Here is a 13,485-nt window from a genome sequence, read left to right on the forward strand (position 1 = left end):
CATGGCGGCCGTACAGACATTAACGTGGGACGACGCATGGACGCTAGCCCCGGAAATCGTGCTGTCCTTATTCACGATCCTCCTCATTCTTTTGGATCTATTCTTGCCGAAGCGGACGAACCGGGATCTCATCGGTTGGCTGTCCATCGCCGGACTGGTCGCCGCGGCGGCGTGCGTGCTCTTCATGATCGACCTCGTGAACGGATCGTCGTCCGACAGTTCGTCGGGCGTGCAGATATTGCTCGGAGGCAGCTACGTCGTCGACGACTTCGGCAATCTGTTGAAGCTGGCGTTCTTGGGAGCGGCGGCGCTGATCGTGCTAGGGTCCCTCGGAACGGTCAAAGACGATCAAGTGCCGATCAAAGGCGAGATGTATTACTTGGTTCTTCCGGCCGTCTTGGGCGCGATGGTCATGAGCTCTTCCGGGGATCTGATCACGATGTTCGTCGGATTGGAACTGCTCAGCATCACGTCGTATATTCTGGTCGCGGTACGCAAAAGAAACCGGGCCTCCGGCGAAGCGGCGTTCAAATACGTCGTGACGGGAGGCGTGGCGTCGGCGTTCATCCTGTACGGGATGTCGTTCCTATACGGCATAACCGGCGCGACGAACGTTACCGCGATCCGGGAAAGCCTCGCTTCCATGCAGGGCGGGTTCGACGCCTTGCTGTACATCGCCTTCTTCCTCATGATCGCGGGCTTCGCCGTCAAGCTGGCGCTCGCTCCGTTCCATGCGTGGGCGGCGGACGTCTACCAGGGCGCGCCGACGCCGGTGACGGCGTTCCTCGGCGTCGTCGCCAAGGGCGCGGCGTTCGCGATGCTGTACCGTATTTTCGTGAATACGATATATGCGCTCGGACAATCGAACGCGCAGATTAAGAACGATCTGTTGCTCGCCCTGTCCGTGCTGGCTGCCGCGGCGATGATCGTCGGCACGACGGGCGCGCTCCGGCAACGGAACCTCAAGAGGCTGCTCGCGCTGTCCGGCGTCGCCAACGCGGGCATTCTGCTCATTCCGCTAACGACGGCTTTCAAAACCGAAATGCACGCGGACTTCTTCTCGGAATTCCTATTCTACCTGCTCGCTTACGTCTTCATGAACGTCGGCGCCTTCACGGTGTTGACGGTCGTCGGCCGAAGCTCGGGCAGCGAGACGCTATCTTCGTTCGCCGGCTTATACCATCGATCGCCGTGGATCGCCGTATCGATGACGGTGCTGCTTTGCTCGCTTGCCGGCCTGCCGGTAACCGGAGGATTTTTCGGTAAGCTGTATATTTTGTTCGGCACGGCGCAGACGCACGATTATTGGATCGGCGCGATTCTGCTCGTCACGACGATCGTCTCGTACGCCGTCTACTTCGGCATTATCCGCCAGATGTACTTGAGAAGCGGTTCGGTCGACGGCGGACTCGAAGTGCCGGCCGCTTCGGGCATCGTTATCGGGCTCTGCGTGATCGCGACGCTCGCCCTCGGCGTGTTTCCTTCGCCGGTCATGTCTTGGATTCACGATACGTTCTCGGTATTCAGCGATCAATCGGATCTATTCATGTTGCTTCGGTAACGGGCATATGGATGTGGAGTGCAGCCCTCAAGCGCATATGGCTTGAGGGCTTTCTGTCGCTCGGGGACATACGAAAGGGTTGCCGATTCCGGGAAAGCTATGACCAAAGACCCGATTTTTACCGCGAAAGAAGGGAATTCTTGTCGGAAAGAGAACTTGTACATCAAGTGCGCGTTGAATGTTACATAAGAGCGCGTTCAAAAAGTTCGGTGATCAGCACCGAGAAGGTTGAAAGAAGCTAGGGAATGAGGATCGGAGCGTAGGCAAACCTACGTGAGAACCGGAAGTCCCGTGCAGCATTCAAGATTCGATGCCGAATATGCTCCCTGATTCACTTCGTGATCATAATCGGACTTTTTGAACAACCTCTTAAAGAGCGACCGGTCCGGACGTTGTCGGTCGCAACCGAGCGAAGGTGTGAGGCTATTGCGGGTAAAGATCGTTCTCTTGGCGGCCATCGCCGCCATGCCGGTCTATGCGCATTCGGAAGCGCCGAACCGAACGGGAGCTTCCCTCGTTTTATCTAAAGCAAGCGGGGTTATCGCTTCTTCCGTCGTCCGCGCGCAGGAGACTGAGTTTCTTGCGCCCGCGAAATCGTCCGATCAGGCGGCTTTTCTGCAAGAAATCGGCATCGGCGAAGCATGGCCTTTGCTACGCAACGACGTGACTGCGACGATCGCGATCGTCGATACAGGCGCCGATTACAATCATCCCGATTTGAAGCCTTATTTAGCCGAAGGAATCAACCTGGTCGACGCCGGGAAGAGCGCCCAAGACGACAACGGACACGGAACGGCCGTCTCGGGCGTCGTCGCCGCGATCGCTCGGGCGGGAGAAACATCGTCCGGCTCAGCCAGATGGAAGGGACGCATTCTGCCGATAAAGGCTCTCGACGGAGACGGTTCCGGCGACGAAGAGAAGCTTACGAAAGGGATCCGTTACGCCGTCGATCAGAAGGCGAACGTGATCGTGCTTTCGCTAGGCTTAATGCGAGACGCCCTAAGCTTGCGCGAAGCGGTCGCCTACGCGGAAAGCAAAGGCGTGCTTCTTATCGCGGCCAGCGGCAACGACGCGGCTTTGTTCGGTCCGAAGGCGGCCGTTCAATATCCGGCCGCGTACCCGACCGTGTTGTCGGTCGCGGGCGCTGAAGGGGGGCTTCCCGTCGCGGCGTCGACTTCGGGAACAGAGAACGATATTAGCGGCGCTTGGCGCGTGAGAACCGCGGCGCTCGGCGGAGGCAGCCTCGACATGGAAGGGACGTCGATGGCGGCCCCGCAGGCTGCCGCGGTCGCGGCCATGCTGCTTGCCGAGCATCCCGATTGGAAGCCCGTGCGGGTAAGGGAGACGCTCCGCGGCACCGCCTGGCGCGCCGCGGACGACGAGTGGAATCCGGATCTCGGGTACGGCGTGTTGTCAGCGCCGGGCGCTTTGCGGGCAGGCGACGACATCTTGAACTGGAGAGAGCCTAACGATACGCTCGGCACGGCGAAGCCGTTGCCGCTCGGCAAAGAAGCGGCGGGAACATGGAGCGGAATCGGAGATGCCGATTGGTACTCCTTCGAATTGCCTTACGCGGGGGTGTTCGGCACCCGAAGCAGTCAAGCCAGGCTTCTGCTGTTCGGACCCGACGGATTGGTGGAGCCCCGTTCGGCGACGAACCTGCAGGGAGGACTCGACAAGCAATGGACGGCGGCGCCGGGACGGTATTGGCTCCAAGCATTGAAGCCGGTCGGGCCTTCGGCGGAATCCGAGTACCGTCTGGAAACGAGGTTCGTTATGAATCCGGACGCGAGCGAGCCGAACGACAGCTCGGCAGCGGCCCGCACGTTGCCCGCCAGAAGCCAGAAGTGGACGGGGTCGTTCCACAAGCGTGGAGATGCCGATTGGTTTACGGTCACGTTGCCGAAGCCCGGTATGCTCAAGCTGACGCTGACGACCGACACGACGAGAATCGATCCGGGAATGTGGATTCAGCCGGCGGGCGGCAAGCCGATTCTCGTCGACGACCGCGGACACGGCAGCAACGAACAGTGGCAATCGGCCGAAGCGAAGGCGGGCAAGTATTATTTTCGAATCACGAACGCGGTTTCATCGAACCCGGAAGCGGTAATCGGGACGTATGCCGCCTCGTTGGAATATATTACCGAGAAAGAAGATCTTTACGAGCCGAACGAGGCTCCGCTAACGTCGACGCCGATGTCGCCCGATAAAGTGTACAACGGGTTGATCTCCGTCGCGAAAGATCAAGATTGGTACCGTTTCTCCTTGACCAAGAAGCAAACGGTCGATTTGAGCGCCGTGACGATTCCGGAACGGATGCTTCTGAACGTTGAATTGAGGAACAAAAAGCTGCAAACGTTAATGAAATGGTCCAACGCGGACGGGAAAAGATCGTTGACGGGCCGCGTCGAGCTTCCGCCGGGCGCGTATTACGTGAAGGTGACCGCGGATCGGTACAGCCGCAGTCAATATTACGGATTAAAGCTGCAATTCGCCGCCAAAACCAAATGACGAGCCGATGCCAAGCGGGAGGAGGAACTTGAAGGATGAACGACGATTCGGGATTGTTCGCGGCGGCCGGATTGAACGGGTTGTTCTCGATCTTCGTGACGTTAGGATGCGTGCTCGTCGCATGGATCATTCTGCAGGACGTCAACTTCGACAAAATCGTCCGGCAGTCTCGCGGGCCTAAAGCGCGCGTACTGCAATTATTGCTTGCGATCGCGCTCGGAAGAACCGTCGCGGGATTCATTCTCGATTATTGGAATTGGGTCGGTACATTGAAGTGGCTGTTCCGGCAATAATAAACGATACAGCGAAATCGCCCGATTAGGCAGCGAAAAGCGTCGAGCGAAGTCGAAAATGACCATAAAATGCCGCTTGTGTCAAAGAAGTACCTAGTGGTATGATAAAATTTGGGTTTTTCGGGGCATCCATTTATGCATGTTATGCGATGGCCTTCGGAATGAACTATTACGCGCGGAGGGAACCACCCATGAGCAAAATCATCGTCCGCGGCGGACGTACCCTATCGGGAACAGTCCGCGTGCACGGCGCTAAAAATTCCGTCCTTCCGATCCTCGCCGCAGCTTTGCTTGCGGAGCAAGGATCCAGCGTCATTCATGACGTACCCGCCCTGGACGATGTGAAGAACATTCTGCAAGTACTCTCGGCTTTGGGGGTTAGCTCGGAAGAGCGCGACGGAAGCGTTCGCCTGCAAGCCGAGTCGTTGACTTCATACGAAGCGCCTTACGAGCTCGTTCGGAAAATGAGGGCGTCATTCCTCGTGATGGGACCGCTGCTCGCCCGCTTGGGCAAAGTCAGAATCTCGTTGCCGGGCGGGTGCGCGATCGGCACTCGGCCGATCGACCAACACCTGAAAGGCTTCGAAGCGATGGGAGCGGAAATCGGCTTCGGCCAAGGCTCCATCGAAGCGTCCGTCTCGGGCAGGCTGCGCGGCGCGAGAATATATCTCGATATCGCCAGCGTAGGCGCCACGGAGAATATTATGATGGCCGCGACGACGGCGGTCGGAACGACCATCATCGAGAATGCCGCGAAAGAGCCCGAAATCGTCGATCTGGCCAACTTCCTGAACGCCATGGGCGCGAAGGTCAGAGGCGCGGGCACCGGCGTCATTCGCATCGAAGGCGTCGAACGTCTGCGCGGCTCCGAGCATCAAGTCATTCCCGACCGCGTGGAGGCGGGTACTTACATGATCGCGGCCGCCATGACCGGCGGAGACGTATACGTGGAAGGCGCGATCCGCGATCATCTCGGACCGATCGTCGCCAAGCTGGAAGAAATGGGCGTAAGCGTCGATTGCGACGAGAACGGCATTCGCGTTCAAGCGAGCAGTCCGCTCCGGGCCGTCGACGTGAAGACGTTGCCTTACCCGGGCTTCCCGACCGACATGCAGGCGCAGATGATGACGCTGCTGCTCGTCGCAGACGGCACGAGCATCGTGACGGAGACCGTATTCGAGAACCGCTTCATGCACGTGGACGAATTGATCAAGATGGGCGCCGAGATTAAAGTCGACGGACGCACCGCGATCGTGACGGGCGGCACGAAGCTGTCCGGCGCGAGCGTATGCGCGACCGACCTTCGGGCGGGAGCCGCTTTGATCTGCGCCGCGCTGGTCGCGGACGGCAGCAGCGAGATCGCCGGCGTTCACCATATCGAACGCGGCTACATGAACATCGTCAATAAGCTTGCCGCGCTCGGCGCGGATATTTACCGCGCGCCGTCGCCGGAAGAAATTTTGCTGCAATCGGAGCAGGCTTCCCTGCAACCGGACGTTCTTCTGCAGCAGTTGGAGCAGCGGGCTTCCGCGGCGGCCGACGTCGTCATCCGGAATATTCAACCGACGCTCGCTTAATTCGATTCTTTGCACTTATTCTTCCTACTTAGACGACCGATTATCGGAACGAATCCCCTGGCACGCCGCGGGGGATTTTTTGTTGTTTCACGCCGAGCAGCGAGTTGTTGATCGAGAGCGACGAACACCCGGTCAAGCTTGACATCGAGCAGCGGGTTACAATCGAGAGAGACTATTTCGCGCGCCTTGAAGGGTAGATATTTAAATTCGTACTAGAACAAAATGCAAAAGTGCAGGTTGATTAGGACGAAACCGGCTGAGAGGATCAACAAACTGCAAAAGTACATGTTGTTATGCGAAAACGGGACATTTCTTAGAAAAAGCGGCCAACAACCTGCATATTTGCAGGTTGTTGGCTTGGCAGCAAACGAATCGGAAAAACAAACTGCATTTTTGCAGGTTGCTGCTGTCTTTCGGAACTGACGTCTAAAACAAACATACGTTCCTATTCGGATCATATCAGAATCGCGCCGAATCTCCAACCATTTTTTTCTAGACTTCCAAAGTCGGGCCTCATCTAGCGGATCTCGGTTCTAGCCGTTGCGAGTCTCGCATATTTTGAGAATATCAGAATCTACAAGCTTATATATCCCGCTTATATTCATTCCGATACCTCCGCAAAGCTATTCCGGCGTCGAAGGACGCCGAAACCGTTTTTGCTTGAAGCATCGATTCGCCGGAGGTGGAAGCTTGAGAGCGAAAGCGAAATTCACGGACGGAGGCGGGGCGGCTTGGATCGCGTTCGTCGCCGGCATTCTCTTATCAGGGATGTTATGGACGGCGTTCCATCGGGAGGAAGAAGGACGGGGTACGCCTAGCGTAACCGTTATCCCCTATTTGTCGGACGGACAAGCAACGGAGAACGCGAAGACGATCCCGACGGTAAACGATCCGAAGAGTCGGACGAATCCGGAGTCGAACTCGGGGGCAAGCGAAGGGGAGTCGGATGAGGCAACTGTGAACGTATACTTGACGAAGACGGGCGAGATCGAGTCCGTTCCGCTGGAGACTTACGTGCTCGGCGTCGTCGCGGCGGAAATGCCGCTGGATTTCGAACCTGCGGCGCTGGAAGCGCAGGCGCTGGCGGCCCGTACCTATATCGAAAGAAGATTGGCGCTCGGCGATCGATCGGGGGTGCCGGCCGAGGGGGCGGACGTGACCGATACGGTGGCGCATCAAGTCTATCGATCCCTGTCCGACATGAAACGGCTGCGCGCGGAGGACGTAGACGGTTACCGGAAAGCGGCGTCGGCGGTCGAGAGGACGAAAGGGCGGATCATCGTCTACGGCGGGCAGCCGATCGAAGCGTTGTTTTTCTCTACGAGCAACGGCTATACGGAAAATTCGGAGGAAGTATTCGCCGCCCGGCAGCCCTACCTCCGCTCCGTACCCAGTCCTTGGGACGCAGCCGAATCGCCGAGGGCGAAGGAAACGATAGAGATAGGGTTGGCGGATTTCTATCGCAAGCTCGGGATAGGCGCCCTGCCGGTCGTCGGCAAAGCCGGCCTCTCGGCGAAGAAGCCGGTCCGCGTGCTCGAACGAACGCCGGGCCGCCGCGTGAAGACGCTGCAGGCGGGTTCCGAGAGGCTGACGGGGGGAGAAGCGCGCGAACGGTTGGGGCTTCGGTCGGCTTCGTTCGATTTGGAGATAGAAGGAAACGCCGTCTACGTCACGACTTACGGAAGCGGGCACGGCGTCGGCATGAGCCAGTGGGGCGCGGAAGGATTGGCCAAGCTGGGGAAGACGTCCTCGTTTATCGTCGAATACTATTATAAAGGGGCCCGCGTGGAGGAAGTTTCGAAGCTTGCGAATAGCCCGGAGGAATCTCGAAGGAACCGCTAGCTATAAAAATTGCAATCTTTCAACCGATTCAGGTATAAAACGCCGTCACCTGGTAACAATGGCTTACTGAGGTGATGATAATCATGAATGATGGCAATAACAAAACGCCACGCAAGATCGAAGACTCTAGCAAGACGGTTGCGGGAACGTCGTCCGCTGCCAGGCCTTCCGGATGGAAAAAGCTGCTTTCCAAACGCTGGGTATTCCCTGCAGCTTACATGGCCGCGGCAGCAATCATCGTTACGATACTCTGGCTGAACGCGGGAACGGGTCAGAAAGACCCGAATCAAGCCGTCCCGGGTTTGACAGACGTCGAGAACGAGTCGTCCACGAACGGGAAATCCGATCCCGAAGCAACCGCGGTAATCGCCAACGGAGAAAAGCTTCAATGGCCGGTCAGCAAGATCGAAGATTTGACCACGTCGATTCCTTTCTATGACGCTTCGGCGTCCGCGGAAGACAAAGAAGCGGCGATGGTGCAGTACGAGGACAACACGTTCAAGCCCCACATGGCAACCGACCTGGCAAGACAAGACGGCGCGTCGTTCGAAGTCCTGGCCGCTTTGAGCGGCAAGGTCACAGTGGCCGGACAAAGTCCGAAGAACGGCTACGAGGTGCAAATCGAGCATCCGAACGGCCGCGTGACGGTGTACCAAAGCTTGACCGACCTGCAAGTCAAAGTCGGCGACGAAGTGAAGCAAGGCGATAAAATCGCCTCCGCCGGAACGAGCGAGCTCGAATCCGAAAAAGGCGCCCACGTCCACTTCGAAGTTCGCGACAACGGCATTTCGGTCAACCCGAACACCTTGATCAAGTCGGAGAAAAAGTAAGAGATTCGATGTGGCGATAGGGAGAGCTTCGCGCGAGACGCGCGAGGCTCTCTTTATTTCGTCCGCGAGACTATCGACAACCCGTCGAACGCTATGTCATAATCTTTTCCAACAGGAGAAGCCGCGCGCAACAGAACGGCTGGAAGGCAGGGACTGCATGAGAAACGTTGGAATCGCCCAGCTCGAAGTCGGCGACGTGCTCGCCAAGGCGGTGCACGGCCATAACGGCATCGTCATGCTGGAAGCGGGGACGGTGCTTACCGACAAATATATCGATCGGTTGAAGGCGCTCCGAATAAGCAGCGTCCAGATCGGATTCTCGGGCGAGCTGGCGGCGAACGCCGTTAACGCCCGCCAGGACAGAATGGCCCCGGAATGGATTCGGCCGAATATCGCGGAGATGAAGAACGACGATCAGTCGCGCAAGGAGGCGGTCAAGCTGGTCGCGGAGTTCGCGGAGAAGGGGGCGATGCCCGAGCGACTCCTCGCGCAGTTCCCGGATTTCCGCAAAAAATTCCGCGACATTCTGCTGGAGATCGTCGCCCATCCGGGTCTTGCCGCCGAACTGGGCGTCGTCATGGGGACGGACCGGATTCTGTTCGAGCATTCGCTTAACGTTACGTTATGCTCGAGCATTCTCGGAAGCGCGCTCGGCTTCGACGGTTCCAAGCAATTCGAGCTTGCGCTCGGCGCTATGTTTTCCGATATCGGCATGACCCGGATCCCCCACGAATTGGCGAAGGCAAACCGGGAATTAACCGAATCGGAGATGACCATCCTCCGGCAGCATACGAGCGAAGGATATCGGGTGCTGAAGGGGATTAAGGAAGTGCCGCTCGCGTCCGCGCAATGCGCGCTACTCCATCACGAACGTTATCAAGGCAACGGCTACCCGCTCGGCATGACGAACGAGAATATTCCGGAGTTCGCCCGCATCGTCGCGATCGCCGACGTGTATAACGCGCTGGGCGCGGCCAGGCACCACCGCAACGCGTACCGTCCGGCAGAGGCGGTCGAATATTTGCTCGCGGCGGGCAACTATCATTTCGACTGGGGGCTCGTCAAAGCGTTCCTCGGCAGACTCGTCATCTATCCGGTCGGCACGGAGGTCATGCTCAGCGACGGTCGGGCGGCGACCGTCATGGAGACGGCGGGCAAACCGCTTCAGCAGCCGATCGTCAAGCTGGCCGTCGCGAGAGGGAAAGAGGACGGCAAGAGGGAAATTCTCGATTTGCAGCTGCATCCGAGCCTCGTTATCGTCGGCAAAGCCGGCCAATAGTTCCGCGAGCTTGTCCGCGAAGACGGAAGGGAGACCCCCTTCCGTCTTTATTTATTAGGGCTTAAGAAGCACCTTCAAGCCCTTCGGACCTATAAATCGCGTCATAAAATGGACTTTCCTAGCCCGTCAGGCTTGGCAACATAGAATAAGTGACCGCGCCCCTCATATACTGTACCAATTCTATTTCAGCAGGGAGGCGGGAGCGTGCACGATTACATCAAGGAACGCACGATTAAAATCGGCCGCAGCATAGTGGAGACGCGCAATACGGTGCGAACGATAGCCAAGGAATTCGGCGTCTCCAAAAGCACGGTGCATAAAGACCTAACCGAGCGTCTGCCGGAGATCAATCCGGACTTGGCGGACCAGGTGAAGCACATCCTTGAGTATCACAAATCGATCCGGCACCTAAGGGGGGGAGAAGCGACCAAAATCAAATACAAGAAGACGACGATCAAGAAAAGGGAAGCGATCACGGCGGGAAAAGCATAATTTTGCTAATCGTGTCGAAAGGAAAGAAGGATTTGCGGGATGCGCCCCGAATAATATACTATTAGACTTATTCGAACATCCTCTACGTGACCATTTTTCCGTCGGAAGGGAATATCCTCTCATGTTTAGCAAAGACATCGGCATCGATCTGGGTACGGCAAACGTATCTATTCACGTTAAAGGCAAAGGCGTCGTACTCGACGAACCGTCCGTTGTCGCCATCGAGAGCGACACGCGCAAAGTATTGGCGGTAGGGGAAGAAGCCCACCGCATGGTCGGGCGCACGCCCGGGCACATCATCGCGATCCGCCCGCTCCGGGACGGCGTCATCGCCGACTTCGAAGTGACGGACATGATGTTGAAAGCGTTCATTCAACGCGTCGGCGGCAGGAACTGGTACAGCCGTCCGCGTATTCTGATCTGCGCTCCTACCAATATTACGTCGGTAGAGCAGAAAGCGATCCGCGAAGCGGCCGAAAGAAGCGGCGCCAAGGAAGTGTTCCTCGAAGAGGAAGCGAAAGCGGCCGCGATCGGCGCGGGCATGGATATTTTCCAGCCTAGCGGCAATATGGTGGTCGATATAGGCGGAGGTACGACGGATGTTGCCGTCCTGTCCATGGGCGACGTCGTAACCGCCTCTTCTCTTAAAGTCGCGGGGGACAAGTTCGACGCCGCGATCATGAAGTACATAAAGAACAAATACAAGCTGCTCATCGGCGAACGCACGAGCGAGGACATCAAGATCAAGATCGGCACCGTCTACCTCGGCGGCCGCCGCGAGGAAATGGACATTCGCGGAAGGGACATGGTGACGGGGCTTCCCCTCACCGTGACGATCCACTCCGACGAAGTGCGCGAAGCGCTTTGGGAGCCGGTCATGTCGATCGTCGCTTCCGCGAAGACCGTACTCGAGCGCACGCCGCCGGAATTGTCGGCGGACATTATCGACCGCGGCGTCATTCTGACGGGCGGCGGCGCGCTGCTCGACGGATTGGACGCGCTCTTGGCGGACGAGATCAAAGTGCCGGTGCTCATCGCGGAAGATCCGATGCACTGCGTCGTCAAGGGAACCGGAATCATGCTCGACCATCTCGACAAAATGACCCGCAAGCTGGGATAAACTCGCGCATCCGAGGGAGGCAGCTCCATGCTAAGAGGGTTGTATACGGCCGCATCGGGAATGATCGCCCAACAACGGCGCCACGATACGATCACCAATAATATCGCGAACCTGAATACGCCCGGTTTCAAGGGCGGCAATACGGTCGCGCGATCCTTCCCCGAGATGCTGATCTCGGTCATGGGCGGAGAAAATCCGCCTACGGGCGGCATCGGCAAGCTCAGCACGGGCATTTTCGCGGAAGAGAACCTTCCTTTGTTTACGCAAGGAGATCTTCAACAGACGTATAGAAGCCAAGACTTGGCGCTCGTGTCCGATTATCTCGTGAACGGCATTCCGTTCGACGCATCCGGTAAATTCGTGGACGCGGACGGACAAGTCACTTACAAGCCGCAAGCTTTCTTCGCGGTGTCGACGCCGCAAGGCGAGGAGAGGTACACGAGGGACGGAAGCTTCAAGACGGCGCCGGACGGCACCCTGGTCACGTCGAACGGACAAGCGGTCGTCGGCGCGAACGGTCAACCGATCGTCGTGACCGTTCCGTGGGATCGAGTGACCGTCACCGGCGACGGCCGACTCGTCGACAAGTCGACGGGGACGCCGCTGGCCGGCGAGCCGCAGCTTCGTCTCGTGCGAGTGGACAACCCGAACTTGCTCGTTCGCGAAGGAGACGGCAATTTCCGTTACGCGGGAGACGCGACGGAACTGGCGCAGATGGAAGCGGGAGACCGGGTTGCGGTTCGCCAAGGCTACCTTGAACGCTCGAACGTCGATCCCGCCCAGTCCTCGGCCGATCTGATGGCCGCGCTTCGGGCCTACGAAGCGAACCAGAAAGTCATTCAGACTTACGACCGCAGCTTGGACAAAGCCGTGAACGAGATCGGCCGGGTATAACCAACTCGAGTGGGAGGAACTCCTAAGTGAACAACTCCATGATTATCGCGTCGGCTTCGATGAACGCCCTTCAGCGGAAGCTGGATCTTCTCGCGGATAACGTCGCCAACTCCAATACCGTCGGATACAAACGCAAATCCGCGGTGTTCCAAGATATATTGACGAGCATTCAACCGCAATTGCAGGATTTCAACCAGGCGGGCCGCCGTTCTCCGCTCGGCTTCACGGAAGGTTGGGGCGCGAGAATCTCTTCGATGCAGACCGACCTGTCCCAAGGCGTGCTGCAGGAGACGGGCAACATGACCGACATCGCGATCGAGGGCAACGGATTGTTCGAGGTTCGCACGGACGGCGACTTGAACGGCGCCCGCGCGTTCACGCGCCACGGACCGTTTCAATTGATGCCGGACGCGAGCGGGGATCGCATTCTCGTGACGAATTCCGGGCAGCAAGTCGTCGCGGACGTGGGCGGAGCGGAAGATTTCGTTCGCGTACCCGCGGGCTACAACCTGAGCGTCGCGACCGACGGCACGTTGACCGCGGTCGGCGCCCAAGGCTCCGAACCGATCGCGCTCGGCAAGCTGAAGCTCGTGGAAGTGACGAATCCGGAATTGCTCCAAGCCGTCTCGGATAACCTGTACGGCATCCCTTCCGACGTCGATCCCGACAACGTCGTTCGCACGATCGCCGGACTCCCGAACGGAGAGAGCGGCATCTCGGTTCGCCAAGGCTTCGTAGAGCAATCGAACGTGAACATGACGGAAGAACTGACAGATTTGATGATCGTGCAACGGGCTTATCAGCTCAGCGCCAGGGCGCTATCCTCCAGCGAACAGATGATGGGGATGACGAACAACCTGCGCGGCTAAGACCGGAGGCGGAACGGCCGAGATAAGGTGTCGGACGTCCCGCGTCGTCGCGCGCTAAAAGTGAGTGTTCAAAAAGCCCGGTTTTCAGCACCGAGAAGGTTGAAAGAAGCTAGGGAGTGAGGATCGGAGCGTAGGCAAACCTACGTGAGAACCGGAAGTCCCGTGCAGCATTCAAGATTCGACGCCGAATCGGCTTCCTGAAAATCTTCGTGATCAA

General features: G+C 58.0%; 11 protein-coding genes. All 11 read left to right on the forward strand.

Annotated elements, in window-relative coordinates:
• The first annotated feature begins 1 nt into the window (after position 1).
• The 11 genes from ACFPPD_RS12955 to ACFPPD_RS13005 all read left to right on the forward strand — a co-directional run bounded on the left by ACFPPD_RS12955 (position 2) and on the right by ACFPPD_RS13005 (position 13,268).
• Positions 2-1,561: an NADH-quinone oxidoreductase subunit N gene (locus ACFPPD_RS12955; protein WP_209745168.1), complete on the forward strand. Its 1,560-nt coding sequence runs from the start codon at positions 2-4 to the stop codon at positions 1,559-1,561.
• 426 nt (positions 1,562-1,987) lie between these two features.
• Entirely contained in the window at positions 1,988-4,072 is a 2,085-nt protein-coding gene (locus ACFPPD_RS12960; RefSeq protein ID WP_209745179.1) for a S8 family serine peptidase, read from the forward strand.
• Between the two features lie 35 nt (positions 4,073-4,107).
• Complete coding sequence (locus ACFPPD_RS12965; RefSeq protein WP_209745181.1) at positions 4,108-4,365, forward strand: DUF1146 domain-containing protein; 258 nt, start codon at positions 4,108-4,110, stop codon at positions 4,363-4,365.
• Between the two features lie 191 nt (positions 4,366-4,556).
• Complete coding sequence (gene murA / locus ACFPPD_RS12970; protein ID WP_209745182.1) at positions 4,557-5,942, forward strand: UDP-N-acetylglucosamine 1-carboxyvinyltransferase; 1,386 nt, start codon at positions 4,557-4,559, stop codon at positions 5,940-5,942.
• A 690-nt stretch (positions 5,943-6,632) separates the two neighbouring features.
• Positions 6,633-7,784, forward strand: coding sequence for a stage II sporulation protein D (gene spoIID, locus ACFPPD_RS12975; protein WP_209745184.1), 1,152 nt, complete (start codon positions 6,633-6,635; stop codon positions 7,782-7,784).
• 83 nt (positions 7,785-7,867) lie between these two features.
• A complete protein-coding gene (locus tag ACFPPD_RS12980) occupies positions 7,868-8,614 on the forward strand; it encodes a peptidoglycan DD-metalloendopeptidase family protein (protein ID WP_209745187.1) in 747 nt (248 codons plus the stop codon).
• 157 nt (positions 8,615-8,771) lie between these two features.
• A complete protein-coding gene (locus ACFPPD_RS12985; RefSeq protein WP_209745189.1) occupies positions 8,772-9,893 on the forward strand; it encodes an HD-GYP domain-containing protein in 1,122 nt (373 codons plus the stop codon).
• A 204-nt stretch (positions 9,894-10,097) separates the two neighbouring features.
• On the forward strand, positions 10,098-10,385 hold the full coding sequence (spoIIID, locus tag ACFPPD_RS12990) for a sporulation transcriptional regulator SpoIIID (protein WP_209745191.1): 288 nt from the start codon (positions 10,098-10,100) through the stop codon (positions 10,383-10,385).
• A 121-nt stretch (positions 10,386-10,506) separates the two neighbouring features.
• Positions 10,507-11,505, forward strand: a complete 999-nt coding sequence (gene mreB, locus ACFPPD_RS12995) for a rod shape-determining protein MreB (RefSeq protein WP_209745193.1) — start codon at positions 10,507-10,509, stop codon at positions 11,503-11,505.
• A gap of 27 nt (positions 11,506-11,532) precedes the next feature.
• Complete coding sequence (locus tag ACFPPD_RS13000; protein ID WP_209745195.1) at positions 11,533-12,399, forward strand: flagellar hook-basal body protein; 867 nt, start codon at positions 11,533-11,535, stop codon at positions 12,397-12,399.
• Positions 12,400-12,425: 26 nt separating this feature from the next.
• The gene (locus tag ACFPPD_RS13005) at positions 12,426-13,268 is read left to right on the forward strand and encodes a flagellar hook-basal body protein (protein WP_209745198.1); all 843 of its coding nucleotides are present in this window, start codon (positions 12,426-12,428) and stop codon (positions 13,266-13,268) included.
• Positions 13,269-13,485 lie beyond the last annotated feature (217 nt).

Source organism: Cohnella suwonensis (assembly GCF_042655365.1).
Classification (GTDB): Bacteria; Bacillota; Bacilli; order Paenibacillales; family Paenibacillaceae; genus Cohnella; species Cohnella suwonensis.

Excerpts from the sequence above, each read along its gene's own strand:
- ACFPPD_RS12955 (WP_209745168.1), top strand. The coding sequence starts at position 2 with ATGGCGGCCGTACAGACATTAACGTGGGACGACGCATGGACGCTAGCC.
- ACFPPD_RS12965 (WP_209745181.1), top strand. The coding sequence starts at position 4,108 with ATGAACGACGATTCGGGATTGTTCGCGGCGGCCGGATTGAACGGGTTG.
- murA (WP_209745182.1), top strand. The coding sequence starts at position 4,557 with ATGAGCAAAATCATCGTCCGCGGCGGACGTACCCTATCGGGAACAGTC.
- ACFPPD_RS12980 (WP_209745187.1), top strand. The coding sequence starts at position 7,868 with ATGAATGATGGCAATAACAAAACGCCACGCAAGATCGAAGACTCTAGC.
- ACFPPD_RS12985 (WP_209745189.1), top strand. The coding sequence starts at position 8,772 with ATGAGAAACGTTGGAATCGCCCAGCTCGAAGTCGGCGACGTGCTCGCC.
- mreB (WP_209745193.1), top strand. The coding sequence starts at position 10,507 with ATGTTTAGCAAAGACATCGGCATCGATCTGGGTACGGCAAACGTATCT.
- ACFPPD_RS13000 (WP_209745195.1), top strand. The coding sequence starts at position 11,533 with ATGCTAAGAGGGTTGTATACGGCCGCATCGGGAATGATCGCCCAACAA.